Origin of the sequence: Pseudomonas sp. NPDC087804, from assembly GCF_044742965.1 — a bacterium.
GTDB classification, from domain to species: Bacteria; Pseudomonadota; Gammaproteobacteria; order Pseudomonadales; family Pseudomonadaceae; genus Aquipseudomonas; species Aquipseudomonas rustica.
Genome location: NZ_JBIUVN010000021.1, coordinates 1 through 24,506 on the forward strand (window position 1 = coordinate 1; position 24,506 = coordinate 24,506).

Consider the following 24,506-nt stretch of genomic DNA (forward strand, 5'->3'; position numbering starts at 1 on the left):
GTTCACCGTTCGTAAAATCTCCAACGGTGTTGGCGTAGAACGTACTTTCCAGACCTACTCCCCGCAGATCGACAGCATGGCTGTTAAACGTCGCGGTGACGTACGTAAAGCCAAGCTGTACTACCTGCGCGACCTGTCGGGTAAAGCAGCTCGCATCAAGGAAAAACTGGCTTAAGTCCAGCTTCCGATGCAGAAAAAAGCAGCCTACGGGCTGCTTTTTTGTTGCCCGAATTTCACCGATCCTCTGTAGGAGCTGCCGAAGGCTGCGATCTTTTGATCTTGCTTTCGATCCGCAATCCACTGTTTACGAGCTGCCCGACATGACCACCCGCGACCAGGAAATCGAACGCCGCACCGAACTCTCGGTGACCCGCGTCACCAAAGCCGTCTTCCCGCCGACCACCAACCACCACAACACCCTGTTCGGCGGCACGGCGCTGGCGTGGATGGACGAAGTCTCGTTCATCACCGCCACACGCTTCTGCCGCTTGCCGCTGGTGACCGTGTCCACCGACCGCATCGACTTCAACCACGCGATCCCGGCGGGTTCGATCGTTGAGTTAGTGGGCAAGGTGATCAAGGTCGGCAACACCAGCCTCAAGGTTGAGGTGGAAGTGTTTGTTGAAAGCATGAGCTGTGATGGTTGTGAGAAAGCGATTCATGGACAGTTCAGCTTTGTCGCGATTGATGACGATAAGCGCCCGGTGCCGGTGCTGCCGGGTTTTGCAGCTTGAATCTTTAAAAGATCGCAGCCTTCGGCAGCTCCTACATGTGATGCGTTTTCCCTGTAGGAGCTGCCGAAGGCTGCGATCTTTTGCTTTTAAGCCTGTTGTGCCTCAGGTTGAATCAACGCCAATAACGTCCACCCCGACCCCGGCTTCACGACAGTCTCCGGCGTCACCACATGCACCCAGCCGCTGTCATCGCGCATAAACAGCAACGTCGCGCGATTACCATGCAGCGCCCGGTAATCATCCCAACTGAAGCCATCCGTCAACGTCGTGCTGTACAACTCCGCCCCCTGGCCGATCTGACTGGCCAGCTTCGCGTAGGTAAACGCTTCGCTGCCCAACTGATTGCCACGATGCTCAAGACTCGCCCGGTGCTTGTCACTGCGACGGCTTTCCTGACCACTCGCCAAGCCAAACAAGCGCTGATGCCCGAAGTCATGACGGAAACGCATCGCCGCCAAGGTATTCAGCTCACCCGACGGCGACAGCGCCAGCAAATGCCCCAGCCCGACCAGATCCAGATGCGCATCGGCATGCTGCGAGGCCGGGTTGCCGAAGTACGTCGGCAAACCTTCCATGCGCGCCGCACGAATGTTTTCCCAGCTTGAATCGGTCAGCAATACCCGGCTGCCCAATTGCTGCAACGACTTGGCCAGCTCGCGTGCCGGGCCATTGGCGCCGACGATCAGGAAGCCGCTCGGCGCCGGTTCGGCCACCTTAAGCAAACGTGCCAACGGGCGCGCCGTCGCGCTTTGCAGCACTACCGTGCCGATGATCACCGCAAACGTCAGCGGCACCAGCAGCAGCGCCCCTTCATGCCCGGCCTCGTGCAGACGAATCGCAAAAATCGCCGACACCGCCGCCGCGACAATTCCGCGCGGCGCGATCCAGCACAGCAGCGCACGCTCGCGCCAGCTCAGGCTCGAACCGGCGGTACTGAGCAGCACGTTCAGCGGTCGGGCGATGAACTGAATCACCACCAACAGAATCAGCACCAACGGCCCGAGGCCCATCAACGCGTACAAATCCAGACGCGCCGCGAGCAAAATGAACAACCCGGAAATCAGCAGCACGCTGAGGTTTTCCTTGAAGTGCAGAATGTGCCGCACATCCACGCCTTTCATATTCGCCAGCCACATGCCCATCAGCGTCACCGCCAGCAGACCGGACTCGTGCATCACCTCGTTGGAGGCAATGAAAATCCCCAGCACCGCCGCCAGCGACGCGAGGTTATGCAAATACTCCGGCAGCCATTGCCGGCGGATCACCGTCCCCAGCAGCCAGCCACCGACAACGCCGAACACCGCGCCACACAGAATCACCCCGCCAAACGTAAACATACTCTGCTTGAGCCCATGCCCTTCAGCGCTGGCAATAATGAAGCTGTAAACCACAACGGCGAGGAGGGCGCCGATCGGGTCGATGACGATGCCTTCCCAGCGCAGAATGTTGGCGATGGAAGATTTCGGCCGCACTACGCGCAGCATCGGCACAATCACCGTCGGGCCGGTGACCAGCGTCAGGCTGCCGAAGAGGATGGCCAGCATCCAGTCGAAACCAAGCAGATAGTGCGTGGCGACGGCGATGACGACCCAGGTCGACAGCGCACCGATGGTCACCAGACGATGCACGACGCTGCCGATTTCCTTCCATTCCGACAGGTGCAGTGTCAGGCTGCCCTCGAACAGAATCAGCGCCACCGCCAGCGATACCAGCGGCATCAGCAGAGGGCCGAACATCTCTTGTGGATCGAGCAGACCCAATACCGGCCCGACCAAAATCCCCGTTACCAGCAGAAACAGAATCGCCGGCAGCTTCAGGCGCCATGCCAGCCATTGGCAGCCCAATGCGGCGACACCGATGCCACCGAATGCCAATAGGATTTGCTGCTCGTTCATTGAAGCTCCCTGTTCCTTGAAATGGCGCGCTGTGAAAGACTAGCGCGCATTATTACTGTTCATTTTCTATTTGCGTACAGCGCTTTTGCGTGTGCGTGCAGAGTGCCCATGGCTGCCATTGACCACCCGCTGATTGATCAATTCCTCGACGCTTTATGGCTGGAGAAAGGCCTGTCCGACAACACCCGTGACGCCTATCGCAGTGACCTGGCGTTGTTCAACGGCTGGGTGCAGGAGAAAAATCTCGAGCTGATCAATGCCGGTCGCGAATTGATCCTCGATCATCTGGCCTGGCGCCTTGAGCAAAACTACAAACCGCGCTCGACGGCGCGATTTCTCTCCGGCGTACGTGGCTTCTATCGCTACTTGCTGCGCGAGAAGATGATTTCTGTCGACCCGACGTTACGTGTCGAAATGCCGCAGCTGGGTCGGCCGTTGCCCAAGTCGTTGTCGGAAGCTGACGTGGAAGCGCTGCTGAAGGCGCCGGATCTCAGCGAAGCGATCGGTCAGCGTGATCGCGCCATGCTTGAGGTGTTGTATGCCTGCGGCCTGCGGGTGACCGAATTGATCAGCCTCACGCTGGAACAGGTCAACTTGCGTCAGGGTGTGTTGCGAGTGATGGGCAAGGGCAGTAAGGAGCGGCTGGTGCCGATGGGCGAGGAAGCGATTGTCTGGGTCGAGCGCTACATGCGCGATGGGCGCGGTGAACTGCTCGGCGGGCGGCCCAGCGATGTGCTGTTCCCCAGTCAGCGCGGCGAGCAGATGACCCGGCAGACGTTCTGGCACCGCATCAAGCATCAGGCCAAGGTCGCGGGGATTGGCAAGTCGTTGTCGCCGCATACGTTGCGCCATGCGTTCGCCACGCACCTGCTCAACCATGGCGCGGATTTGCGCGTGGTGCAGATGCTGCTCGGCCATAGCGACCTCTCCACCACGCAAATCTACACCCACGTCGCCCGCGCCCGTCTGCAAGAGCTACACGCCAAACACCACCCGCGCGGCTGACACATCCCCTTTGTTTGAAATACTTATCTGTGGTGAGGGGATTTATCCCCGACGGGCTGCGCAGCTGCCCCAAACCTGGCTTGCTCGGTTTGTCTGATAGATCGGGTTGGATGGTTTTAGGGCTGCTTCGCAACCCAGCGGGGATAAATCCCCTCGCCACAATAATGTGTGTCAGTTACATGTGGGTGTAGCAGTTGCAGAGGCAATGCGTTGCGCGTGGTGCAGATGCTGCTCGGCCACAGCGACCTCTCCACCACGCAAAGTTTGAAATACTTATCTGTGGTGAGGGGATTTATCCCCGACGGGCTGCGCAGCGGCCCCAAACCTGGCTTGCTCGGTTTGTCTGATAGATCGGGTTGGATGGTTTTAGGGCTGCTTCGCAACCCATCGGGGATAAATCCCCTCACCACAATAATGTGTGTCAGTCCCATGTGGGTGTAGCAGTTGCAGAGGCAATGCGTTGCACGTAGTGCAGATGCTGCTCGGCCACAGCGACCTTTCAACCACGCAAAGTTTGAAATACTTATCTGTGGTGAGGGGATTTATCCCCGACGGGCTGTGCAGCGGCCCCAAACCTGGCTTGCTCGGTTTGTCTGATAGATCGGGTTGGATGGTTTTAGGGCCGCTTCGCAACCCAGCGGGGATAAATCCTCTCACCACAATAATGTGTGTCAGTCCCATGTGGTGTAGCAGTTGCAGAGGCAATGCGTTGCGCGTGGTGCAGATGCTGCTGAGCCACAGCGACCTTTCAACCACGCAAATCTACACCCACGTCGCCCGCGCCCGTCTGCAAGAGCTGCACGCCAAACACCACCCCCGCGGTTAACTCCATACCCCCCCGTGTAGGAGCTGCCGAAGGCTGCGATCTTTTGATCTTAAAAACAAAATCAAAAGATCGCAGCCTGCGGCAGCTCATACATACAGCAGGTGTGATGAGTGGCGACAGGCGCATTCGGCCACCGTGGCCTTATGTGTTAGGCTTTGCCGGTTTGCACGATGGACGGTTATGACCCGGTGTTCCGGCACGGGCGTTCTGATCGTTCCATTTGTCCGCCTTCAGGAGTTCTCATGCGTCTGACCCAGATTTTCGCCGCCGCAGCCATTGCGTTGGTCAGCACCTTTGCCGTCGCCGATGACGCGGCCGACAAAGCGATTCGTCAAAGCCTGGAAAAACTCGAACTCGAGGTTCCGGTAGAAAGCATCAATGCCAGCCCGTTGCCAGGCATGTACGAAGTCAAACTCAAAGGCAGCCGCGTGCTCTACGCCAGCGCCGATGGCCAGTACATCGTTCAGGGTTACCTGTTCCAGCTCAAGGACGGCAAACCAGTCAACCTGACCGAGAAAACTGAGCGCCTGGGCGTCTCCAAACTGGTCAACGCCATTCCGGTTGCCGAAACCGTGGTCTACCCGGCCATCGGCGAAACCAAATCGCACATCACCGTGTTCACCGACACCACCTGCCCGTACTGCCACAAGCTGCACGCCGAAGTGCCTGAGCTGAACAAGCGCGGCATCGAAGTGCGCTATGTTGCGTTCCCGCGTCAGGGCCTCGGTTCGCCGGGCGACGAGCAACTGCAAGCCGTGTGGTGCTCGAAAGACAAGAAAGCCGCCATGGACAAAATGGTCGATGGCAAGGAAATCAAGGCCGCCAAGTGCGAGAACCCGGTTTCCAAACAGTTCGCTCTGGGTCAGTCGATTGGCGTGAACGGTACACCGGCCATCGTTTTGGCCGACGGACAAGTCATTCCGGGCTACCAGCCTGCGCCACAAGTCGCCAAACTGGCGCTGGGCGCGAAGTAATTCGCATCGTCACGGTCAGCCGCTGACGATCATGGTCCGGCAGCAACATTGCCGGGCCATCAATAGAGAGCCGCGAGCACGCGGTTGTTTTCCGGCCGACCCAGCGTCGGCCGTTTTATGGGGAGTTCACAGTGAATCCGGTCAAAGTAGGCATCTGTGGGTTAGGCACCGTCGGTGGCGGTACCTTCAACGTACTTCAGCGCAACGCCGAGGAAATTGCTCGTCGTGCCGGGCGTGGAATCGAAGTGGCACAAATTGCCATGCGCACGCCAAAGCCTCAGTTCCAGACGACCGGTATTGCGATTACCAACGATGTCTTCGAAGTGGCCACAAACCCTGAGATCGACATCGTTATAGAGCTGATGGGCGGCTACACCGTTGCCCGCGAGCTGGTACTCAAGGCCATCGAGAATGGCAAGCATGTGGTCACCGCGAACAAGGCTCTGATTGCCGTTCACGGTAATGAAATTTTCGCCAAGGCTCGCGAGAAAGGCGTGATCGTCGCATTCGAAGCGGCCGTGGCCGGTGGCATTCCGGTGATCAAGGCGATCCGTGAAGGCCTGTCCGCCAACCGCATCAACTGGGTCGCCGGGATCATCAATGGCACTGGTAACTTCATCCTCACCGAAATGCGCGAGAAGGGTCGTACCTTCGAAGACGTGTTGGCCGAAGCGCAGGCACTGGGTTACGCCGAAGCCGATCCGACCTTCGACGTTGAAGGCATCGACGCCGCGCACAAGCTGACGATTCTGGCTTCCATCGCGTTCGGCATCCCGCTGCAATTTGACAAGGCTTACACCGAAGGCATCACCAAGCTGACCACCGCTGACGTCAACTACGCCGAAGCGCTGGGCTACCGCATCAAGCACCTCGGCGTGGCGCGCAGCACCGCTGCCGGCATCGAGTTGCGCGTGCACCCGACGCTGATCCCGGCCGATCGTCTGATCGCCAACGTCAACGGCGTGATGAACGCGGTGATGGTCAACGGTGACGCCGCCGGTTCGACGCTGTTCTACGGCGCCGGCGCCGGCATGGAGCCAACCGCTTCGTCGGTGATCGCCGATCTGGTCGACGTGGTTCGCGCCATGACCTCCGATCCGGAAAACCGCGTGCCGCACCTGGCCTTCCAGCCGGATTCGCTGTCGGCTCACCCGATCCTGCCGATCGAAGCCTGCGAAAGCGCTTACTACCTGCGCATTCAGGCCAAGGATCATCCGGGCGTGTTGGCTCAGGTGGCGAGCATCCTCTCGGAGCGCGGCATCAACATCGAGTCGATCATGCAGAAAGAAGTCGAGGAACACGACGGTCTGGTGCCGATGATCCTGCTGACCCACCGTGTGGTCGAGCAGCGCATCAACGATGCCATCGCCGCCCTCGAAGCGCTGGCCGGCGTGAATGGTCCGGTAGTACGGATCCGCGTCGAGCACTTGAACTAAATAGAAGCAGCTGCAAGCTTCGAGCTGCAAGCGGCAAGAGAAAAGCGGTCTGGCTTTTACTTGCAGCTTGTAGCTTGTAGCTTGAAGCCCAAACCGAAGGTTTGCCCTTATGCGTTACATCAGTACCCGCGGCCAGGCACCGGCCCTGAATTTCGAAGACGTCCTGCTGGCTGGTCTGGCGACCGACGGCGGTCTGTACGTTCCGGAAAACCTGCCACGTTTCACCCAGGAAGAAATCGCTTCCTGGGCCGGCCTGCCGTATCACGAGCTGGCCTTCCGGGTGATGCGCCCGTTCGTCACCGGCAGCATTCCGGATGCCGATTTCAAAAAGATTCTTGAAGAAACCTACGGCGTGTTCGCCCACAGCGCCGTGGCGCCGCTGCGTCAGTTGAACGGCAACGAATGGGTGCTGGAGCTGTTCCACGGCCCGACCCTGGCGTTCAAGGACTTCGCCCTGCAACTGCTCGGTCGTTTGCTCGACTACGTGCTGGAAAAACGCGGCGAGCGCGTAGTGATCGTTGGCGCTACTTCCGGTGATACCGGTTCGGCCGCCATCGAAGGCTGCAAGCACTGCGAAAACGTCGACATCTTCATCCTGCACCCGCACAAGCGCGTGTCGGAAGTGCAGCGTCGCCAGATGACCACGATCTTCGGCGAGAACATCCACAACATCGCCATCGAAGGCAACTTCGATGACTGCCAGGAAATGGTCAAGAACAGCTTCGCTGACCAGAGCTTCCTCAAAGGCACGCGTCTGGTCGCGGTGAACTCGATCAACTGGGCGCGGATCATGGCCCAGATCGTTTACTACTTCCACGCCGCGCTGCAGTTGGGCGGCCCGGCGCGTTCGGTGTCGTTCTCGGTGCCAACCGGCAACTTCGGCGACATCTTTGCCGGTTACCTCGCGCGCAACATGGGCCTGCCGATCAACCAGTTGATCGTCGCCACCAACCGCAACGACATCCTGCACCGCTTCATGAGCGGCAATCAGTACGTCAAGGACACCCTGCACGCCACGCTGTCGCCGTCGATGGACATCATGGTCTCGTCGAACTTCGAACGCCTGCTGTTCGACCTGCACGGTCGCAACGGCGCAGCAATCGCCGGTCTGATGGATTCGTTCAAGCAGGGCGGCGGTTTCAGCGTCGAGCAAGAACGTTGGACCGAAGCGCGCAAGCTGTTCGATTCGCTGGCCGTGGATGACGCACAGACTTGCGAAACCATCGCTGAAGTCTACGAGCAGACTGGTGAAGTGCTGGATCCGCACACCGCCATCGGTGTTAAAGCTGCGCGTGAATGCCGTCGCAGCCTGGATATCCCGATGGTCATCCTGGGCACCGCTCACCCGGTGAAATTCCCTGAAGCCGTAGAGAAAGCCGGTGTAGGAAAAGCGCTCGAACTACCTGCACATCTTTCTGATTTGTTTGAGCGAAATGAGCGCTGCACCGTTCTGCCAAACGAGCTGAAAGCCGTGCAAGCCTTTGTCAGCCAGCATGGCAACCGCGGCAAGCCGCTGTAAGCCGCAAAAGCTGTCACATTTTGAAGCCCGTCTCCTGACGGGCTTTTTTGTTTCTGCTGCCACACTGCTCGGGTTTTCACCCACGAAGGACGGGTGAGTTGATCACGAAGGAAGTGGCAATGTGGTTTTCCAGAGATTTGAAGCCAGCCCTGTGCTGGCTGTTTTTATTGGCAATGCTGGGGTTCATGCGCTGGGGGGTAGCGGCGCAACTGATGCAGCATGACGCTGGCGTCAGCAAGGTTCAGCCCATCGAGCTCAACGCAGAAGAGCAGCAATGGATCCGCGACAATCCGCGGGTCATCGTCGCGTCCGTGCAGTATCCGCTGTACCTGTTCCAGGATGAACATGCGCACTGGAACGGCCTGAACAGTGATGTGCTCAGGCGCATCAGCGCGATGACTGGCCTGCAGTTTGTTCATCAAGAGTCTTTCTCCACCGACCACCTGCTCGAACGGCTGGAGCGCGGTGAAGCGGACATCAGCACCACGCTGGCGATGAGCGATGAGCGCAAAGTGTTCCTCGATTTCAGCCATGCCTTTGGCGGTGCGGGCTGGGTGTTTGTCGGGCGTGTTGGCGAACCACAGGTTCAGTCGCTGGAGCAGTTGGCCAAACGTGTACTGGTGCTGCCGGCCCGGCACGCGCTGGAAGGCATCATTCGCCGCGACTATCCGGCCATTGAGATCCGCTCGGTGAAAACCTATGCCGAAGCACGGGCGTTGGTCGAAAGCGGTGAAGCTTATGCCACGATTGAAAACGAGATTGGCGCGCAGTTGTTCCCTTCCGGATTGCTCAGGGTCGGCGATTTGCTTGAGGGAAAATGGGAGGCAGATCACTTGGCGGTGCGTAAGGGCCAGCCGGAGTTGTTGAGCATCCTCAACAAGGCGCTTGAGGCTTTTCCGCCGGAGGAGTTGCGCGCGATTCGGCTCAAATGGCTCGACGGTGTTTCCCCGCTGCGTGTGCCCTCGGTGTGGCAGCGCATCGCCAGTTGGGGCTGTTGGGCGATGGCCGTGATTGGCACGTTCGGTCTGTTGTCGCTGGTCTGGAATCGGCGATTGCGCGCGGCAATCAGGCAACGCACTGAAGCTGAAAAAGATCTCGGCGACCAGTTGGCGTTTCAGCATGCGTTGATCAATTCAATGCCCGATCCGGTGTTCGTCCGCGACCTGCTGGGCCGCCTGATCATGTGCAATCGCAGTTATGAGGAGGCGCTCGACATTCGTTTCGATCAAGTTCAGGGACGCTCGCTGATGGAGGTTGATGCCCTGCCACAGATCACGTCGCGCATGCTTCACGACGAATTCATGGCGCAGTTGCAGACGCGCAAGACGCGATTCTGCCGGCGCCAACTGCAATTCAAAAACGGCTCGCGGGAGATCTACCAATGGACGGTGCCGTTTTACAGCGCCGACGGAAAACTGCGCGGACTGCTCGGTGGCTGGACAGACATGAGCCGACGTCTGCACTGAGTTTGGGAAAAGTCCTATAACCCCTGAGGCCTTTTCCGATGGGAGGCTGAGGACGGCTGCCCTAGAGTGAACGGTGTCTGCGGTGAGAGTCCGCACCCGCCGTTTCAGAGGTCGCCTATGCGCTCGCTCAAAGTCCTGATCCTTGAACACAATCCGTTCCAGTTGATGGCGTTGCACCAGATGCTCAACGCCATCGGCATCTACAACGTACTGACCGCGCCGTCGCTGGGTTCGGCCTTGGGTTCGCTGGAGCAAAGCGGCGTCATCGATATCGCCATCTGCGATCCGCAACTCAAGGGCGGCGATGGCCTGGCGTTGATCCATCATCTGACCCGGCAGGAGCAATCACGCGCATTGATTCTGCTGGGCAACGTGGCGCCGAGCCTGCTGACCGACCTTGAAACGCTGCTGCACGCGCATGAGCTGCAACTGCTCGGACGCCTGCAAACGCCGGTTTCGGCGGTGTTGATGCGCGGTTTGCTTGATCAATACCTCAGCGCGTTGCATCAACCTGCCGGGGCTTGAAACGCGGGGTATTTTTACTGTCATCTTCGCCGTGCATGCTCCATAGACCGGTAAGGCTCCAGGGATGGAGCAATCGCAGGCAGAACTTTCTTCTCGGGCCGGTGGTCATTTATTGTGAACACGCCCCAGGCACTGTGTTTTCGGACTATTGAGTGGAGATCGAGATGGAAAGTATCAGTCTATTGCTCGGTGAGGCTCTGAGCCCGTATCAAGTGACGTTGACCCCTCGCGGCAGCCATGGCGAATGCCTGGTGACCCTGAAGAACAGCAACGGCGCCATTGTGGTGGAACGCGAATTCAATCAGGCGCAGTTGAGCGACAAACGCTTGCTGACCGATGTCGTCGACGGCCTGCACCGTGACGTGCTGATCGCCGAAGGACGGCTGGAACCCTGTGTGATCGCGGCATTGCGCAACGCAGCGCTGGATAAACGTCCGACGCTGTAAAGATGAAATATTTTTTGTGGGAACCTTCCTGCATCCCTGTCAGTCAGACCCAGTAACAGCAGGATCAAGCATTGTGCTCCGGTGCTTGTCGCTTGCTGCTACTGGTCTTTATGTAGGCCAAGTTTAACCCCGAGTCGTCTCCCCACTTCTCGGGGTTTCTTTTGTCTGGCGTTTGCCTATTGCGCGGCTTGCTGCTCGAAAAACGTCCGCGCCTGCTGCAGATAATCCGCTTGTCGTTCGGGATCCAGCCACGCCGCGTAGAGTTGATTCAAATGCTCGTGGGGCAGGGTGCGCAGCAGTTGGTTGATTTCGCTGATGGCCTGACGGCCCTGCGTGGTGTCGGAACAAGCGACATAGCCTGAGAGATATTTCTCGGTGCCGCGAATCGAATAGAACTCCAGTTCATCTTCCGGAATTTGTGCCTGTTTCGCCTGATAGCGGATCTCTGGCCAATAGCCGAGCACCACCTGTAATCGGTTCAACCGCTGCATCGACAGCAAATTGCTCAATGCATCATTGCCGTAGTGCGGGGTCAATGCGCCGCTGGGGGCGTGGCGCAACAGTCCGTCGATGTATTCGCCGTAACTGCGTTCGGCAACTACGCCGACTTTTCGCTCACCACTGGCCAGCAGCGCAGAAAAATCCACCGCACCGGCCACCAGATATGGTTCAAGTACCGCGCGATCTTTCTGACGCACCACCAAGCCATTGGCTACAGCGCGAATCGCCGGAATCGAATACGCCACCCATTGCGCGCGCTCTTTGTTCCACAGCAGCGCAGGGTCGCAGGCGAAAGGGTTTTCGTGAAGCATCTGCAAACCACGCGCACGGTTGACGCGCATGATCTTGTGTTCGTACTGCGGCATGCCCGCAATCAGTTGCGGCATCAAATGATCGATCACCCCCTGACCTTTTTTCGGGCCTTCGAAAATCGTCATCGGTGGCAAGTCGCGCAGCAACCAGATCAATGTGGGCTTCGCCTGCGCCCACGTTGGCGAGGCCAGCAAAAACAACAGGCCGAACAGACGCCACGTCCACCATTGGTGAGCGCGGTTGGCGTCTGAGGGATGCAGGTTTTTCAGCTTAAATGGCTCCGTCTTCGCGCAATCGGGCGATCTGCTGCGCGTCGTAACCGAGGTCGCTGAGCACTTGCGCATTGTGTTCACCCAGCGTCGGCCCGACCCATTCGGAACTACCCGGTGTCTCGGAAAGTTTCGGCACGATACCCGGCATCTTGAAGTCCTTGCCGTCCGGCAACTTGGCGGACAGGAACATCTCCCGGGCGAGGTATTGCGGGTCGCTGAACATGTCTTCGGCGCTGAAGATGCGGCTGACCGGCACTTCCGCCTGATTAAGCAGATCGAGCACCGTTTGCAGCGGCTGCGAATTGACCCAGCGATCGATCACGCCATACAACTCGTCGCGGCGACTGTCGCGCCCGTCGTTGCTGGCCAGCATCGGGTCATTAGCCAGATCCTCGCGGCCGATAATCAACATGAAACGCTTGAAGATCGCATCGCCATTGGCGCCGATCTGCACGTGCTTGCCGTCGGCGCTGGTGTGAATCGAAGAGGGCGTGATGCCGGGCATGATGTTGCCGGTGCGTTCGCGGATGAAACCGAACACATCGAACTCCGGCACCATGCTTTCCATCATCGCGAAAATAGCTTCGTACAACGCCACATCGACCACTTGGCCGAGCCCGCCATTGACTTCGCGATGACGCAGCGCCATCAGTGCGCCGATCACGCCCCACAGCGCGGCAATCGAATCGCCAATAGAAATCCCGGTGCGCACGGGCGGGCGGTCTTCAAAACCGGTGATATAGCGCAAACCGCCCATGGATTCACCAACCGCGCCGAAGCCTGGCTGATCTTTCATTGGCCCGGTCTGGCCGAAACCGGACAGGCGCACCATCACCAGTTTCGGGTTCAGCGCGTGCAAGGTTTCCCAACTCAGGCCGAGTTTTTCCAGCACACCGGGGCGAAAGTTCTCGATGAGGATGTCGGCTTCACTGAGCAGTTTTTTCAGGATCGCCAGGCCATCAGGATGCTTGAGGTTCAGCGTCAGCGATTTCTTGTTGCGCGCCTGCACGAACCACCACAAGGACGTGCCTTCATACATTTTTCGCCATTTGCGCAATGGATCACCGCCATCCGGCGATTCGATCTTGATCACTTCAGCGCCGAACTCGCCGCAAATACGCGAGGCAAACGGCCCGGCAATCAACGTACCCAATTCAATGACTTTCACACCGCTGAGCGGTTTGTTGGAAAACGGCATGCTGAATCCTGTAGGACAAGGCTGTGCGGATACAGCGTTTTAACATAGCCGGCTGTCAGACGCCGCAGGTTGATCGCCATCAATTCGATGATTGCCTACCGCATCGGTTAGACTTGCCGCCTTTCCTCGTATCAAGAAGCCCGTTCATGGCCCAGCCGTCCACTACCTACAAATTTGAACTGAACCTCACCGACCTCGACCGCAGTGTCTACGAGAGCGTCAAGCAGACCATCGCCCGTCACCCTTCGGAAACCGAAGAACGCATGACCGTGCGGCTGCTGGCCTACGCGCTCTGGTACAACGAGCAGTTGTCGTTTGGTCGCGGTCTGTCAGACGTGGACGAACCTGCGCTGTGGGAAAAGAGCCTGGACGACCGTGTTCTGCACTGGATTGAAGTGGGCCAGCCAGACGCCGATCGCCTGACCTGGTGCTCGCGTCGCACCGAGCGCACCAGCTTGCTGGCCTACGGCAGCCTGCGCGTCTGGGAAACCAAAGTGATCCCGGCGATCAAGAACCTGAAAAACGTCAACATCGCCGCCGTCCCGCAAGAAGTGCTGGAGACTTTGGCCAAAGACATGCCCCGCGTCATCAAGTGGGACGTGATGATCAGTGAAGGGACGATCTTCGTCACCGACGACCGTGGTCAGCACGAAGTCCAGTTGCAATGGCTACAAGGTGAGCGCGGCTGATCCCGCGCCTGTAGCTGATTAATCCCACGTATTAAAGAGAAGTCTCCGTCACCCCATGCGCATCGAACCTCGCCTACTGCCCGAAACTCTGCCTTTTCTCGGTGATATTCCGCCACTGCTGACCCGCCTGTACGCGGCGCGGGGCGTGCAGTCCGAGGCAGAGCTGGACAAGAGCCTGGCGCGGTTGATCCCGTTCCAGCAGCTCAAGGGCATTGATGCGGCGGTGGACTTGCTGGTGACGGCGCTGGAGCAACGCCAGCGCATCCTCATCGTCGGCGACTTCGATGCGGACGGCGCGACGGCCAGCACGGTAGGCATGCTTGGCTTGCGTTTGCTCGGTGCGGCGCACGTCGATTATCTGGTGCCGAACCGCTTTGAATATGGCTACGGCCTGACCCCGGAAATCGTCGAAGTCGCTTTGACTCGTGAGCCGCACTTGCTGGTGACCGTCGACAATGGCATCTCCAGCGTCGAAGGTGTGGCCGCTGCGAAACGTCATGGGCTCAAAGTACTTATCACCGACCACCACTTGCCGGGCGATGAATTGCCGCAGGCCGATGCTCTGGTCAATCCGAACCAGCCTGGCTGCGAGTTTCCGAGCAAGGCACTGGCCGGCGTCGGGGTGATTTTCTATGTGTTGATGGCGTTGCGCGCGCGTTTGCGCAGCCTCGGCTGGTACGAGAACAAGCCGCAGCCGAACATCGGTGAGTTGCTTGATCTGGTGGCACTGGGCAGCGTTGCCGACGTGGTACCGCTGGACGCCAACAACCGGATTCTGGTGCACCAAGGCCTGGAGCGAATTCGCGCCGGTCGCGCACGGCCGGGGATCAAAGCGATTCTTGAAGTGGCCAAGCGTGACGCCACTCGCATCACGTCCACCGATCTCGGTTTTATCGTCGGCCCGCGCCTGAACGCTGCCGGGCGTCTGGATGACATGAGCCTGGGCATCGAATGCCTGCTCACTGCCGACGCCAGCAAGGCCCAGGAAATGGCCGCGCAACTGGACGGTATGAACCAGGATCGCAAATCCATCGAGCAGGGCATGCAGCGTGAAGCGCTGGCGCAGCTCAAGGACTTGCCGGTGGAGTCGATGCCATTTGGTCTGTGCCTGTTCGATCCGGAGTGGCACCAAGGCGTGATCGGTATTCTCGCGTCGCGGATGAAAGAGCGTTATTTCCGTCCGACCATTGCCTTTGCTGATGCCGGTGATGGCTTGCTCAAGGGCTCGGGGCGCTCGGTGCAGGGCTTCCATATTCGTGACGCGCTGAGCGTTGTTGCAGCGCAGCATCCAACCCTGATCGCCAAGTACGGTGGTCACGCGATGGCCGCCGGTCTGACCTTGCCGCAGGAGAATTTTCCGCTGTTTGCCGAGGCCTTTGACGCTGAAGTGCGTAGGCAACTTCGCGAGGAAGACCTGACCGGGCGCATGCTCTCGGACGGCACGTTGGCGGTGGAAGAATTCCACCTCGAACTGGCCCGCGCCCTGCGCCATGCCGGGCCTTGGGGGCAGCATTTTCCTGAGCCGCTGTTTCACGGGGTGTTTCAGTTGATTGAGCAGCGGGTGGTCGGTGAGCGGCATTTGAAAGTGGTGCTGAAGAGCGAGTGTGGCTCGGTGAAGCTGGATGGCATCGCGTTTGGGATTGACCGGGATATCTGGCCGAATCCGACGATCAAGTGGGTTGAGCTCGCCTATAAGCTCGATGTTAACGAGTTTCGGGGTAATGAGACCGTTCAGTTGATGATTGCCCATATCGAACCGCGCTGAAGATCAAAAGATCGCAGCCTTCGGCAGCTCCTACATGGGAATGCGCTTTTCTGTAGGAGCTGCCGAAGGCTGCGATCTTTTCTTGAATTTCCCCCGATCCCCCGTTGTCGACTAGGCTCTAAGCACTGCTTGATTGGCCTTGTGACGTCTTGTCGAATTTTTTGCCCGCGGGGGCGGGTGCTGCACCTTTTTCCTGTCACTCGTCGACTATTCAAACAGAACCCTGGAGCCTGCCCACTGATTTGAGAGGTGCCCCATGAGTCTGCTGCTTGAACCCTTCACCCTTCGCCAACTGACCCTGCCCAACCGCATCGCCGTCTCGCCGATGTGCCAGTACTCCAGCGTCGACGGATTGGCCAACGACTGGCACCTGGTACACCTCGGCAGCCGCGCGGTGGGCGGCGCCGGTCTGGTATTCACCGAAGCCACGGCGGTCACGGCCGACGGGCGGATCACCGCCGAAGACCTTGGCCTGTGGAACGACGAACAGATCGAACCGCTGCAACGCATCACTCGCTTCATTACCTCCCAAGGCGCGGTCGCCGGGATTCAACTGGCTCACGCCGGGCGCAAGGCCAGCACCCATCGGCCTTGGCTCGGCAAGCATGGCAGCGTTAAACCCGATGACGGCGGCTGGACTCCGGTCGGGCCGTCGCCGATTGCCTTTGACCCGCAACACACGCAACCGAAACAGCTGGATGAAGGGCAGATTGCCGACGTCATCCAGGCCTTTGTCGATGCTGCCAAACGCGCGCTCAAGGCCGGTTTCAGTGTGGTTGAGGTACACGCGGCGCATGGTTATCTGCTGCATCAATTTCTCTCGCCGCTGAGCAACCAGCGCCGCGATCAGTACGGTGGTTCGTTTGAAAATCGTATTCGTCTGGTGCTGCAAGTGACTGAAGCGGTGAGGGCGGTTTGGCCGGAAGAGTTGCCGTTGTTTGTCCGCGTATCGGCTACCGACTGGGTAGAGGACGGCTGGAATCCGGATGAAACCGTGGAGCTGGCGCGACGCCTGCACACCCTTGGCGCCGATCTGATCGATGTGTCTTCGGGTGGCACCGCAGCGAATGCCGAAATCCCCGTCGGGCCGGGTTATCAGACGCGCTTCGCCGAGCGTGTCCGGAAGGAGTCAGGCATCGCCACCGGCACGGTGGGAATGATTACCGAGCCGGCGCAGGCCGAGCACATTCTGCGCACCTGTCAGGCCGACATCATCTTCCTCGCCCGCGAGTTGTTGCGTGATCCGTACTGGCCGCTGCATGCCGACGATGATCTCGGGGGGCGCAAAGCGGTGTGGCCGGCGCAGTATCAGCGCGCGACGCACCGTGATCAGCCGATTCATGAGTCTGATTTGCGCGATTGAGTCAGTAGCGATAAAGCAAAAAGCCCCGGTCAGTGATGGCCGGGGCTTTGTTTTTGGTGGGTGTTTTTTTACTGCCTGGGCGGATGCTATCGCGAGCAGGCTCACTCCTACAGGGATTCTGCCGTACACAGAATGTGTGTTCGACGCAGACTAAATGTAGGAGTGAGCCTGCTCGCGATGAGGCCCAATCAGACGCTAAAGAAACATCAAGGGTATTTGCGCTTATCCGGCGCCGGCGGGAAGTACTGGTACAACCACGTCTCGCTCAGCGTGCGATCGTTGGTGCGAATAAACAACCGCAGCTCCACCGGCTCAACGCTGTCACTGGTCGGGTACCAGTCAAACAGAATCCGGTAACCCTTGATGTCATCCAGCACCAGCACGCTGAAATCCTGCACCTTGCCGTTCGAGCACGTCACCACCGGCTCAATCCCGGTGCCCTGTGGCAATCGATCAAGGCCGCCACCCGTGAAATCCACAGCAAAACGACGCGCCCACACCGGCGGGTAATGCTCGCCCGGTGCCCAACCCTCAACAAAACCGCCCATCCCGGAACGAGTTGCCTGCACCCGTGCCAACGGCGTGCTCACCGGCGGCAAAGCGCTCCAGTAGAGCTTGTAGCCATAGTTCAGCGAATCACCGGCAGCCACCGGTTTCTTCGGTGTCCAGAACGCCACGATGTTATCGAGCGTCTCGCCAGTCGTAGGAATTTCCAGCAGATCGATAGAGCCCTCGCCCCACGCGGTGGTGGGTTCGACCCACAGGCTCGGACGCTTGCTGTACCAGTCGACGGTGTCCTGATAGTTGGCGAACTCATGGTCGGTCTGCACCAGGCCGAAACCTTTCGGATCGGTATCGGCAAACGCGTTGAATTGCAGAGTCGCCGGGTTGTTCAGCGGACGGCAGATCCACTCGCCGTTGCCGCGCCACATCGCCAGGCGATCCGAGTCATGGATTTGCGGGTGGATGGTGTCGCACATGCGCCGTTCGTGGTTGCCGCAGCTGAACATGCTGGTCATCGGCGAGATGCCCAGTTGCTCGATGGCGGTGCGTGCATTGATGTGCGCGTCGATCTCCATCACCACACGCTCGGCCTGGCAATCGATGTCGAAGCGGTAAGCGCCGGTCGCACTCGGCGAGTCGAGCAGGGCGTAGACCACAAAACGCGTGGCGTTCTGATCCGGGGTCTCGAACCAGAATTTGGTGAAATCAGGGAATTCTTCGCGTTTTTTGGCGTAAGTGTCGATCGCCAGACCACGCGCGGAGAGGCCATATTGGCCAGTCGCGTCCACCGCACGGAAATAACTGGCGCCGAGGAACGACACCACGTCATGGCGATCCAGTTCTGGTGCCTTGAAAAGCTTGAAGCCGGCAAAACCCAGATCGCCCTTGAGCTGCTGGGTGTCGACCGAGGTGTTCTCGTAGTTGAACAGCGCCGGGCGGAAATGCACTTCGCGCGCGGTACGAGTCTTCGGGTCGACGCTGTACATGCGTACCGGTTGGCGGAAACCCATGCCGACGTGGAAGAACTGCACGTCGAGCTGGCCCTTGTTTTCCTTCCACAACGAATGATTGCCGTCGTAACGGATCGCGTTGAAATTCTGCGGCGTCATGGTCGCCAGCGTCGGCGGCAGCACCTGTTTAGTGTCCTGATAGGCACTGCCAGCCAGTTGCTTGGCCTGGCGCTTCAGCGCTTCGAAGTCAAACGCCTGCGCCTCGCCATCAGCGGCGCCACCACTGGCCGCCCATGCGCGGGTCGCCAGCAGGCCGGTGGCCGAAAGACCGGTGTAAGCCGCAATGGCCATGGACGCTTTGAGCAAATTCCTGCGGTGCATAAATACAACCTGTCGTGTGCAATCCCGCGCCCTTCCTGGCACGTGCTGGATCGGAAATAACGGTTCGGACAAGCCTTCGGCCAAACGCAACGGACTATAAACAGATGCCCGCTAGCTTAAACGGTTCGCTCGCAATGCAAAATTCGTTGATTCACTGCGCCAGTGTGTCAATGAAACAAGACATGTCGGTTAAAAATCTGACAGGACGTTCTGATTTACACGGCATATCTGCTTTTCTTGACTAATTACTCTAAAAACCGCTTTTCAGCGCCGAATTTATTTCTATTCTATGGGCATGGCCGGCGCGATCCATTTGGCCGGCAGGGCACACGGCGCTGCTGTAAGGGGCAGGGCGATGTGGTGTTTAAGCAATTCTTTGCAGTACTAGAGAAGGACATCGTCCATGGCAAAAATACAAGGCATCACCGACATGCTGGGCATCTTCCCCTGCCTGGGCAGCGGGCGCAGAAGGCGCCGGTTGAGCTCTGAGGAACTGAAACTGGTGGAGCGCTATCGTGAACTTTCGGAAAGTGACCGGATTGCGATGCGGTATCTGGTGGATGCGATGCGGAGTGTTTCGCGGTTTTAACGCTGGGGTGGGCACCGTGAAAGCCATTTGGCTTTTACGGTGGACAGGTCAATCAAATTGCCTGCGTCGGCATCGTCGATGCCGACGTGAATGGCTTTCTGCAGCTCGGCACTGTCGTTTAGTTTCAGGTAAGAGATCGCAAAGCTTTCATCACAGGGAATGACTTCCTCAATCTGAGAAAATTTGAGAACAGTTCTACTCATCTGAATTCAACTCGCTAGATGGGACGCGCTAAACCTGTGGCGAGGGAGTTTGCTCCCTCACCACAGTTTTTTTATTTATTAGCTTTAGCTGCAAGTACCCAGAACCGGGTACGGCCGCTGGCCGTGTATCAACTCTGGAACATCCCGCCATTTGACCCACGCCTGCTGTTGCCAGTGCAGCAGCGGCACGGTGACGCCTGCCCAATGCATCGAACTCAGGCTCGGGTGGTTTTCCATTGGGCTTGAATAAGTTTCGCGCATCATCGGGATGACTTCATGGCTCAGCCACTGGCGCAGGTAGCGGTTTTCCGGGACGACGTGGTGGACGAGCAGGGCGAACAGTCCGGATTCGCTGACCATCGCGCAATCGACGATTTCGCCGTCCTTGCGCAGGAGGACATTGCGACGCTGGTCGGGATCGAGTTTCAGGGTGAGGCGTTCGTTCAGCGGATAGCCCATCAAGCGACCGAGATCCTGAACGCAGAACCAGGCTTCGTGGTCTTGCATAAAGGCGTGGAGGAAGCGGTTGTGGCGGGTGAAGATGGTGGGGGTGAAGAAAGCAGAGGTTTCAGAAGGAATTTGTACGTGGTTAGGCATTTGTCGACTCCAATATTGAGAATAGAGCCGCCACTCAAATGAGCGCGGTTGCGCCATGTTGATTTTCTTCCGACTTCGACACCGGGCCGCTGATTTCGCTGCCGAGAGAAAGCCTATCGGCTAGCCACCCAATACGCCAAGTCGGCTCTGTCGATACCTGCTGTAGGAAAGCGGGCTTTTCTCTGAAGGCAGTATCTGTAGGAAATGCCTGATTTTGCAGTGTCAGCAGCAACCGACCGCCCAAGCCGTAGTTTTCCTTTATCTATTCGGATCCACGGAATGAACTGCATGAGTGCCATCAGGGCTAAGAGGTCGAGGCCTGCAATCCGGTAAAAATAATCCTGCGATAAGCGGCGGTTGCAGATAGCTCGATCAAGTAATACGTTGTTCCATTGAGTAATACTTTAGGGGTATGACATGTCGACGACCATGACCAGCAAGGGGCAAGTCACAATCCCCAAGCCAATTCGTGATGCTTTGCATCTTACGCCGGGCTCGGCCATTGAGTTCAGCGTCAACGATCATGGCGAAGTGGTTCTGCATAGTGCTAAGCGCGAATCGGGAAAAGCGCGAGCTCCTGATCGATTTGATGCCGTAAGGGGCAAAGCCGATATCAAATGGCGAACCGATGATTTAATGGCCTTGCTCCGAGGGGATGATTGATGGTGCTGGTCGATACGAATGTGTTGATTGATGTGCTCGAAGACGATCCGGTCTGGGCCGATTGGTCGATTCAGCAACTTCGTGCTCAATCACTGATCCATGAGTTAGCCATCAACCCGATAGTTTATGCAGAGCTATCACAGACATTTTCGACGTTTGAGACATTGGACGGAGTAGTGAGTCAACTGGGATTGGTCATGCAGGACATTCCTAGACCCGCACTGTTTTTAGCTGGTAAGGCCTTCGTGAAGTATCGGAAGGTTGGCGGTGGAAAGCATAATGTTCTGGCTGATTTTTTCATCGGAGCACATGCGGCCGTAAAAAAATTACCCTTGTTGACGAGAGACTCCAAGCGTTACCGCAATTATTTCCCTTCAGTCGAATTGATAACGCCGTCCTGAGCTTATGGATTGCTACACGACGAGCGGTCTCGCAAATCGCCCCGATAAGAATGAACCTACCGGGGCGATTCTGCTTTAGCGACTCACCTTCCAAGCATCTCCAGCCGGCGCCTTGCCATGGTCATACGGCTTGCCAATCCACATATAAACCAAGCCCAAGCCAATCACGATCGCCGTGCTCAACACCATCGCATAGTTCACATACCACGCCGCATCAGGCGTGCGTGGCCAGGCCATGTTGATGATTGCGCCAACGCCGTACACCAGCGCGCCGATGTTCACCGGCCAGCCCCATGCGCCGAGGGTGAATTTGCCGCTCGGTTTCCAGCCTTTGCTGCGGGCGTACAGCGCGGCCAGGACGATCATCTGGAACGCGAGGTAGATGCCGATGGCGGCGAAGCTGACGATGGTGGCCACCGCGTCTTGCAGGAAGAAACCGAGGGCGATGATCAGCGCCGGCAGGACGCCGGACACGAACAGTGCGGCAACCGGTACTTGGGTGGTAGGAGAAATCTTTTTCAGCAGTCGGCTGCCGATGACCATTTCGTCGCGAGCGTAGGAGTACAGCAGACGGCTCGCCGCTGCTTGTAGGCTGATGACGCAGGAGATGAAGGAAATCATCACCACGCCCATCACCACTTTCGAACCGACCGGGCCGAAGGCATTGTTGAGGATGGTAGTGACCGGGTCTTTGTCGGTGCCGTTGATCACGGCTTGCATGTCCGGCACGGCGAGGATCAGCGCCAGGCAGGCGAACATCGCCGCGATGCCGCCGATGTAGATGGTCATGCGCATGGCCACCGGGATTTTTGCGCTCGGGTTCGGGGTTTCTTCGGCCACGTCGCCGCAGGCCTCGAAGCCGTAGTAGAGGAACATCCCCGCCAACGACGCGGTGAGGAAAGCCGGCAGGTACGAGCCGTCGACGCTGATGTCGAAGGTGTTGAACAGCACGCTGAGCGGTTGATGGCGTTCGAACACCAACAAGTAAACGCCAACGATCACCGCGCCAACCAGTTCGCAGAGGAAGCCGAACATGGCGATGCGCGCCAGCACTTTGGTGCCGCTGAGGTTGACCAGTGTGGCGAACAGGGTCAGCACCAGGGCGATGACGATGTTGGTGTTGTTGCTCGGCTCGAAACCGAGCATGGCGGCCAGGTACGGGCCGGCGCCGACCGCAACGGCAGCGATGGTGACGCAGAGGGCGATGGAGTAGATCCAGCCAACCATCCACGCCCATTTCTTACCGACCAACCGGCGCGCCCAAGGGTAAACACCGCCGGAAATCGGGAACTGCGAAACCACTTCGCCGAAGATCAGGCACACCAGCAATTGGCCGCAACCAACCAGCAAGTAGGCCCAGAACATCGGTGGGCCGCCGGCGGCGAGGCACAGGCCGAAGAGGGTATAAACCCCTACGACCGGTGACAGATAAGTGAAGCCCAAGGCGAAGTTTTCCCACAGGCTCATGCTGCGGTTGAAGTTCGAGGTGTAGCCCAGTTTGCGCAGTTGTTCGGCATCGCTGTCGGCAACGGCTGTGGCGAGATCGGGTGAGGAACTCATGTGTGTTTTGCTCCGTGAAATCGGCAGATTTCGGATGGCCGAGGCCGTGGCGGGGCTTTGTGGGCGCCGCCCGGTTCGGTAGTTGTTGTTTTGGTTTCGGTGAAGCCTGGTGGTGAATCGCCGACATCGTCCGTGTGTCGCGGAAAAGATCGCAGCCTGTGGCAGCTCCTACAGGGGAGCGGCGTCCATCATGTAGGAGCTGCCGCAGGCTGCGATCTTTTCGCCGTTAATGCTTGAACATCACATGCCGAACCGTGGTGTAGTCCTCCAGCCCATACATGGACATGTCCTTCCCGTAACCGGACAATTTCTGACCGCCATGGGGCATTTCGCTGACGAGCATGAAGTGCGTGTTCACCCACGTGCAGCCGTACTGCAAGCGTGCCGACATGCGGTGCGCGCGTCCCACATCCGCCGTCCACACCGAGGACGCTAGGCCGTAGTCCGAATCGTTGGCCCATTCCAGCGCCTGCGCCTCATCGGTGAACTTGGTCACCGAAACCACCGGGCCAAACACTTCGCGGCGAACGATCTCGTCGTCCTGCTGCGCGTCGGCCAACACGGTCGGCTCGAAGAAGAAGCCGTTACCATCAACAGCCTTGCCACCAGTGATCAAACGAATGTGCGACTGCGCCACAGCACGCTCCACAAACCCGGCAACACGGTCGCGATGTTGTGCAGTGATCAACGGCCCCAGTTCGGTCGACGGATCATCCTGCAAGCCGTACTTGATGCTGCTGACCGCCGCGCCGAGCTTCTCGACGAATTTGTCGTAGATGCCCTGTTGCGCATAAATCCTGCACGCGGCAGTGCAATCCTGCCCGGCGTTGTAGAAACCAAACGTGCGAATTCCTTCCACCGCCGCATCGATGTCGGCGTCATCGAAAATGATTACGGGCGCCTTGCCGCCCAGTTCCATGTGCATGCGTTTAACGCTGTCGGCAGTGCTGGAAATGATATTGGCGCCCGTGGCGATGGAGCCGGTTAGCGAGACCATGCGCACTTTCGGATGCGTGACCAACGGACTACCAACGGTAGGCCCACGACCAAACACCAGATTGAGTACACCGGCCGGGAAGATTTCCGACGCCAGTTCGGCCAGGCGCAACGCGGTCAGCGGGGTTTGTTCCGACGGCTTGAGCACCACGGTATTACCGGCGGCCAGCGCCGGGGCGATTTTCCAGGCGACCATCATCAGCGGGTAGTTCCACGGCGCGATGGAAGCGATCACGCCGACCGGGTCGCGGCGGATCATCGAGGTGTGGCCGGGCAGGTATTCGCCACCGGCCGAACCGCTCATGCAACGGCTGGCACCGGCGAAGAAACGGAACACGTCGGCAATCGCCGGGATCTCGTCGTTGAGCGCGGCGGTGTAGGGTTTGCCGCAGTTGTCGGATTCGAGTTTGGCCAGCTCTTCGCCGTGGGCTTCGATGGCGTCGGCGAGTTTGAGCAGCAGCAGCGAGCGGTCTTTTGGCGCGGTTTGCGACCAGTCGGCGAAGGCGTTGTCGGCGGCGCGCACGGCGGCATCGACCTGGGCTTCAGTGGCTTCGTTGATTTCTACCAGGACTTCGCCAAGCGAAGGGTTGAGCACCGGTTGTGCTGGGCCTTCGCCGGTGACCAGTTGGCCGTTGATCAAGAGTTTGGTTTGCATGTCTGTTGTCCTCTTTATTGTTCTGCCGAAACCGAACCCCTGTAGGAGCTGCCGAAGGCTGCGATCTTTTGATGTTGCTTT

23 protein-coding genes and 1 pseudogene are annotated in these 24,506 nt (G+C 58.6%); 16 read left to right on the forward strand and 8 right to left on the reverse strand.

Annotation, left to right across the window (positions count from 1 at the left end):
- Both ACIOMO_RS21080 and ACIOMO_RS21085 read left to right on the forward strand, forming a co-directional pair.
- Positions 1-175, forward strand: a 175-nt coding sequence (locus tag ACIOMO_RS21080) for a 50S ribosomal protein L19 (protein WP_401243471.1), incomplete at its 5' end; no start/stop codon positions are given.
- A gap of 145 nt (positions 176-320) precedes the next feature.
- Positions 321-734, forward strand: a complete 414-nt coding sequence (locus tag ACIOMO_RS21085; protein WP_401243400.1) for an acyl-CoA thioesterase — start codon at positions 321-323, stop codon at positions 732-734.
- Positions 735-820: 86 nt separating this feature from the next.
- On the opposite strand, the gene ACIOMO_RS21090 is transcribed toward ACIOMO_RS21085, so the two are convergent.
- The gene (locus ACIOMO_RS21090; RefSeq protein ID WP_401243402.1) at positions 821-2,629 is read right to left on the reverse strand and encodes a cation:proton antiporter; all 1,809 of its coding nucleotides are present in this window, start codon (positions 2,627-2,629) and stop codon (positions 821-823) included.
- Between the two features lie 108 nt (positions 2,630-2,737).
- On the opposite strand from ACIOMO_RS21090, the gene xerD reads away from it, so the two are divergent.
- From xerD to ACIOMO_RS21130, 8 genes and pseudogenes are all read left to right on the forward strand, one after another.
- Positions 2,738-3,634, forward strand: coding sequence for a site-specific tyrosine recombinase XerD (gene xerD / locus ACIOMO_RS21095; RefSeq protein ID WP_053117450.1), 897 nt, complete (start codon positions 2,738-2,740; stop codon positions 3,632-3,634).
- A 700-nt stretch (positions 3,635-4,334) separates the two neighbouring features.
- Positions 4,335-4,460 (forward strand): annotated as a pseudogene (locus ACIOMO_RS21100) (site-specific tyrosine recombinase XerD); the annotation flags it as partial.
- Between the two features lie 242 nt (positions 4,461-4,702).
- Positions 4,703-5,434 carry a bifunctional protein-disulfide isomerase/oxidoreductase DsbC gene (gene dsbC, locus ACIOMO_RS21105; protein WP_053117452.1) on the forward strand — a complete coding sequence of 244 codons (732 nt, stop codon included), beginning with the start codon at positions 4,703-4,705 and terminating at the stop codon, positions 5,432-5,434.
- A 131-nt stretch (positions 5,435-5,565) separates the two neighbouring features.
- Positions 5,566-6,870 (forward strand): homoserine dehydrogenase, encoded by a 1,305-nt coding sequence (locus ACIOMO_RS21110; RefSeq protein WP_007908972.1) that lies wholly within the window; start codon positions 5,566-5,568, stop codon positions 6,868-6,870.
- A 109-nt stretch (positions 6,871-6,979) separates the two neighbouring features.
- On the forward strand, positions 6,980-8,389 hold the full coding sequence (gene thrC / locus ACIOMO_RS21115) for a threonine synthase (protein ID WP_159813836.1): 1,410 nt from the start codon (positions 6,980-6,982) through the stop codon (positions 8,387-8,389).
- A 119-nt stretch (positions 8,390-8,508) separates the two neighbouring features.
- Positions 8,509-9,855 carry a transporter substrate-binding domain-containing protein gene (locus ACIOMO_RS21120; protein ID WP_401243405.1) on the forward strand — a complete coding sequence of 449 codons (1,347 nt, stop codon included), beginning with the start codon at positions 8,509-8,511 and terminating at the stop codon, positions 9,853-9,855.
- A 117-nt stretch (positions 9,856-9,972) separates the two neighbouring features.
- Entirely contained in the window at positions 9,973-10,380 is a 408-nt protein-coding gene (locus ACIOMO_RS21125) for a response regulator (protein WP_401243407.1), read from the forward strand.
- Positions 10,381-10,544: 164 nt separating this feature from the next.
- Entirely contained in the window at positions 10,545-10,826 is a 282-nt protein-coding gene (locus ACIOMO_RS21130) for a DUF3509 domain-containing protein (RefSeq protein ID WP_053117463.1), read from the forward strand.
- 176 nt (positions 10,827-11,002) lie between these two features.
- On the opposite strand, the gene ACIOMO_RS21135 is transcribed toward ACIOMO_RS21130, so the two are convergent.
- Both ACIOMO_RS21135 and ACIOMO_RS21140 read right to left on the reverse strand, forming a co-directional pair.
- Positions 11,003-11,983, reverse strand: a complete 981-nt coding sequence (locus tag ACIOMO_RS21135) for a TIGR02285 family protein (RefSeq protein ID WP_401243409.1) — start codon at positions 11,981-11,983, stop codon at positions 11,003-11,005.
- On the reverse strand, positions 11,910-13,109 hold the full coding sequence (locus ACIOMO_RS21140) for a CaiB/BaiF CoA transferase family protein (protein ID WP_400650925.1): 1,200 nt from the start codon (positions 13,107-13,109) through the stop codon (positions 11,910-11,912). The genes ACIOMO_RS21135 and ACIOMO_RS21140 overlap by 74 nt, the downstream gene beginning before the upstream one ends.
- Before the next feature lie 146 nt (positions 13,110-13,255).
- On the opposite strand from ACIOMO_RS21140, the gene ACIOMO_RS21145 reads away from it, so the two are divergent.
- The 3 genes from ACIOMO_RS21145 to ACIOMO_RS21155 all read left to right on the forward strand — a co-directional run bounded on the left by ACIOMO_RS21145 (position 13,256) and on the right by ACIOMO_RS21155 (position 16,926).
- Positions 13,256-13,798, forward strand: coding sequence for a YaeQ family protein (locus ACIOMO_RS21145; RefSeq protein ID WP_007908961.1), 543 nt, complete (start codon positions 13,256-13,258; stop codon positions 13,796-13,798).
- Positions 13,799-13,853: 55 nt separating this feature from the next.
- Positions 13,854-15,563, forward strand: coding sequence for a single-stranded-DNA-specific exonuclease RecJ (gene recJ, locus ACIOMO_RS21150; protein ID WP_401243411.1), 1,710 nt, complete (start codon positions 13,854-13,856; stop codon positions 15,561-15,563).
- A 256-nt stretch (positions 15,564-15,819) separates the two neighbouring features.
- Positions 15,820-16,926 (forward strand): NADH:flavin oxidoreductase/NADH oxidase, encoded by a 1,107-nt coding sequence (locus ACIOMO_RS21155; RefSeq protein WP_008081610.1) that lies wholly within the window; start codon positions 15,820-15,822, stop codon positions 16,924-16,926.
- 206 nt (positions 16,927-17,132) lie between these two features.
- Here ACIOMO_RS21155 and ACIOMO_RS21160 read toward each other — a convergent pair whose 3' ends face one another.
- Entirely contained in the window at positions 17,133-18,761 is a 1,629-nt protein-coding gene (locus ACIOMO_RS21160) for a glucan biosynthesis protein D (RefSeq protein ID WP_008081609.1), read from the reverse strand.
- Positions 18,762-19,164: 403 nt separating this feature from the next.
- Between ACIOMO_RS21160 and ACIOMO_RS21165 the strand changes: the two genes are divergently transcribed.
- Positions 19,165-19,350: a hypothetical protein gene (locus ACIOMO_RS21165; protein ID WP_008081608.1), complete on the forward strand. Its 186-nt coding sequence runs from the start codon at positions 19,165-19,167 to the stop codon at positions 19,348-19,350.
- Here the strand turns inward: ACIOMO_RS21165 and ACIOMO_RS21170 are convergent.
- Together ACIOMO_RS21170 and ACIOMO_RS21175 are read right to left on the reverse strand one after the other, a co-directional pair.
- On the reverse strand, positions 19,347-19,553 hold the full coding sequence (locus ACIOMO_RS21170) for a hypothetical protein (protein ID WP_283437563.1): 207 nt from the start codon (positions 19,551-19,553) through the stop codon (positions 19,347-19,349). The genes ACIOMO_RS21165 and ACIOMO_RS21170 overlap by 4 nt on opposite strands.
- 84 nt (positions 19,554-19,637) lie before the next feature.
- Positions 19,638-20,150, reverse strand: a complete 513-nt coding sequence (locus tag ACIOMO_RS21175) for a Bro-N domain-containing protein (protein ID WP_401243414.1) — start codon at positions 20,148-20,150, stop codon at positions 19,638-19,640.
- A 417-nt stretch (positions 20,151-20,567) separates the two neighbouring features.
- On the opposite strand from ACIOMO_RS21175, the gene ACIOMO_RS21180 reads away from it, so the two are divergent.
- Both ACIOMO_RS21180 and ACIOMO_RS21185 read left to right on the forward strand, forming a co-directional pair.
- Positions 20,568-20,813, forward strand: coding sequence for an AbrB/MazE/SpoVT family DNA-binding domain-containing protein (locus ACIOMO_RS21180; RefSeq protein WP_082341390.1), 246 nt, complete (start codon positions 20,568-20,570; stop codon positions 20,811-20,813).
- The gene (locus tag ACIOMO_RS21185) at positions 20,813-21,214 is read left to right on the forward strand and encodes a type II toxin-antitoxin system VapC family toxin (protein WP_053117485.1); all 402 of its coding nucleotides are present in this window, start codon (positions 20,813-20,815) and stop codon (positions 21,212-21,214) included. Before ACIOMO_RS21180 ends, ACIOMO_RS21185 begins: the two co-directional genes overlap by 1 nt.
- Before the next feature lie 75 nt (positions 21,215-21,289).
- On the opposite strand, the gene ACIOMO_RS21190 is transcribed toward ACIOMO_RS21185, so the two are convergent.
- Both ACIOMO_RS21190 and ACIOMO_RS21195 read right to left on the reverse strand, forming a co-directional pair.
- Positions 21,290-22,774, reverse strand: coding sequence for an APC family permease (locus tag ACIOMO_RS21190; protein ID WP_007908950.1), 1,485 nt, complete (start codon positions 22,772-22,774; stop codon positions 21,290-21,292).
- Between the two features lie 226 nt (positions 22,775-23,000).
- Positions 23,001-24,425 carry a gamma-aminobutyraldehyde dehydrogenase gene (locus ACIOMO_RS21195; RefSeq protein ID WP_401243417.1) on the reverse strand — a complete coding sequence of 475 codons (1,425 nt, stop codon included), beginning with the start codon at positions 24,423-24,425 and terminating at the stop codon, positions 23,001-23,003.
- Between the last annotated feature and the right edge of the window lie 81 nt (positions 24,426-24,506).